We start from the raw sequence: 2,478 nt of genomic DNA, 5'->3' as shown, positions 1-2,478 counted from the left end.
TCTTCCGTAAAACGACTGCGTTTCATTCGTCCGTATCCTTCTCGATCGGACTCTACTTTAAAATGGTGACATTTCCGGGGGGCACGTCACTACGCTCCCCACGCGAAGGACCGATCCGGAAGGCTCTTACGTTTGACTCATCTGTGTAGTAACGTGGCCGTCCTATTCTGATTCTGTCTTGTGAGGGAGGATTGGAGATGGCTGATGCGATTGCCTTACGGACGGATTATACGACTGAGGCCCTTTGGCGGCTGGCCTCTCGTGCACGGGATGGGAATGTTGCACGGCGCCTTTTGTCACTGGCTACACCGGTTCAATGCTCTGAGGCCAGATAGCCTGCGGGATCAATAGCGGAATGGCTCTGTCTGCCGCCTGACGGCGGACCAGCAGGCGGAACTCTCGGCATTGATCGTCGCCGGCTCCGATCGTAACCGGGACGGTGTGGTCCGTTGGGGCCGCGTTGATCTGAAGCAGATGATTGAGGACGGTTTCGGTGTTTCGTATCACGAGCACCACGTTTCCACCCTGCTGAAGCGGTTGGGCTTTAGTCACGTGAGCGCACGGCCCCGCCATCCAGGACAGGACCCGTCCGTCATGGACGCCTTCAAAAAAACTTCCCAACACTCCTGAAGTCCCACATCGGCCATCTGCCGCGCGGCAAACGGATCGAAATATGGTTTCAGGACGAAGCGCGGATCGGGCAAAAGAACGGTATCGTCCGGCAATGGGCCAGACGAGGAACCCGACCAGGGCAATGTGCGGGTTGCTGGCGAAAGCATCTCGCAGAGCAAGCGTGCGCCAGGCTGTCAGTTCGGTGAGAAGCCGGTCAGGCAGTGGTTTGATCCCGTCTTCCTCCTCGGGTTCGACGACGGAAGCGATGCTATCGCCCTCACCGCCTTCGTCGCTGCCATAATCAGCAATACGTTCATCTCGCCCATCATACGCGGGGTGATCGCGAGCCAGTTCCTCAATCGACAGGCCGGACTTCACACGCCGCACGTTGGACTGGGACAGCACCAACCGGTTGAACGGAATGTCACGGGACGAACTCAGGCTGATTTTGGGAATAGCGGTCGCCATGGCGAAAAACTCCATGACGGGCGGACAGGAGACTCTCTCCTACCCTCTCAACCCGTCACGAAAATCCGCGCAGCCCTCTGACTCTGAAGACTATACCGAGCCAGCATGCTCTCCCCCTTCCCTGCAGAAAAATGTCGGCAATTAGGGGAGAGAAACGGAAGGTCCGCTTTTATTGGACTGGCGCTGAAAGCCAAGGAACCGTAAGTTATCTAGAAGGTATGGAATAGGAGTTCGTACGGATGCTCAAAGTGGAAAAAGCCGGACTGCTGAAGGCTGACTTATCACGCGGGGTCAATCTTTTCACTGGGGCCGGTTTTTCTACGTTAGCTCGCAATTCCTTTGGAGAAACTTTGCCGGTTGGTGATGGTCTCAAAACACTATTGGTAAAGGAATTCAGCTTAGACGAGTATTCCTCTTTAGATCTTGCAAGTCTTTATGCTGTAATACTGTCCGATCGTAGACACGCCCTACGAAGGTATCTTGAGCGCGTCTTTACTGTAAAAACTTACGAACCCAAGTACGATTACTTGCGCAGAATTAACACTGAGTTTTTCTATACTACAAACATTGATGACCTACCTTTTCACATCTTCAATGCCCGCCAGAATGATAGTACGCGCATTCTCCACGATTTGACAATGTACGGGGCACCGAGACAGCCAAAGGACGTTGCCCAGTTCATCGCACTTCACGGCAACGTGCGCCATGAGGACGGAGACTTCCTGTTTACTCCGGGCCAGATATCGTCGGCTTTCGCTTCGGACCGGGAAACATGGTATGTCTTTCAAAGGCAACTGGGGGCCAGACCGACGTTGTTTCTAGGCTATGGCATGCGCGATGCTGGCGTGCTTCAGGCTCTCCAGGGCTCAACTACGCCGTCCCAATTCAACCGATGGATATTGCTTCGACGAGAAGACGCAGGTGCAAGCGCGCTATATACCAGTCTCGGTTTTCATATCATGGTCGGAGAAACCGAAGACTTTCTGACCTTCCTAGGCGACGAGGTAGGATCTAACTCCATTGCAGAACCGACACGCAATCAACAACTCTTCACGGGTCGGGTTCCTACCATAGGAGAAGTTGCGCAAAGGCCCATACGCAACTTCTTTCGCGGCTCGGAGCCAGAATGGTCGGACGCCTATTCGAACCAGGTTGTGCGTAGACGAGTGAATTCTTCTGTCAAAAACTCGATTTATAGTGGACGCCATGTAGCTATCGTGGGGTTACCTCTCTCTGGTAAGACAACGATCCTAAAGCAGGTTGCAGCGGAAATTGCGGCCGATCGTCCCGTGTTATATTTCGACCGAATAGAGGTGGACCCGTCTGTTCGGACAGTTTTTGGGTTTGAATAAGCTATACCCGGTTGTTGTTATGCCGCCATTCTGACGGCGTTGCTGT

The 2,478-nt window shown here is 53.6% G+C and carries 1 protein-coding gene and 2 pseudogenes; 2 read left to right on the top strand and 1 reads right to left on the bottom strand.

Translation table 11 applies throughout. The features are described 5' to 3' along the window. Positions 1–300: 300 nt before the first annotated feature. Positions 301–761: pseudogene (locus HNH97_RS17180) on the top strand (winged helix-turn-helix domain-containing protein); the annotation flags it as partial. Positions 762–951: 190 nt separating this feature from the next. On the opposite strand, the pseudogene HNH97_RS18505 reads toward HNH97_RS17180, so the two are convergent. Then, positions 952–1,080: pseudogene (locus tag HNH97_RS18505) on the bottom strand (DUF3363 domain-containing protein); the annotation flags it as partial. Between the two features lie 239 nt (positions 1,081–1,319). On the opposite strand from HNH97_RS18505, the gene HNH97_RS17170 reads away from it, so the two are divergent. After that, entirely contained in the window at positions 1,320–2,432 is a 1,113-nt protein-coding gene (locus HNH97_RS17170) for a P-loop NTPase (protein WP_171791693.1), read from the top strand. Positions 2,433–2,478: the final 46 nt, after the last annotated feature.

It is taken from the genome of Gluconacetobacter entanii, assembly GCF_013155425.1.
In the GTDB taxonomy this organism is placed as follows: domain Bacteria; phylum Pseudomonadota; class Alphaproteobacteria; order Acetobacterales; family Acetobacteraceae; genus Novacetimonas; species Novacetimonas entanii.
Note: the sequence above shows the minus strand (reverse complement) of the source record. Positions and strands in the feature narration are given on the sequence as shown.

What these genes read in the sequence shown, in the direction of transcription:
- HNH97_RS17170 (WP_171791693.1), top strand. Translation starts at nt 1,320, where the DNA reads ATGCTCAAAGTGGAAAAAGCCGGACTGCTGAAGGCTGACTTATCACGC.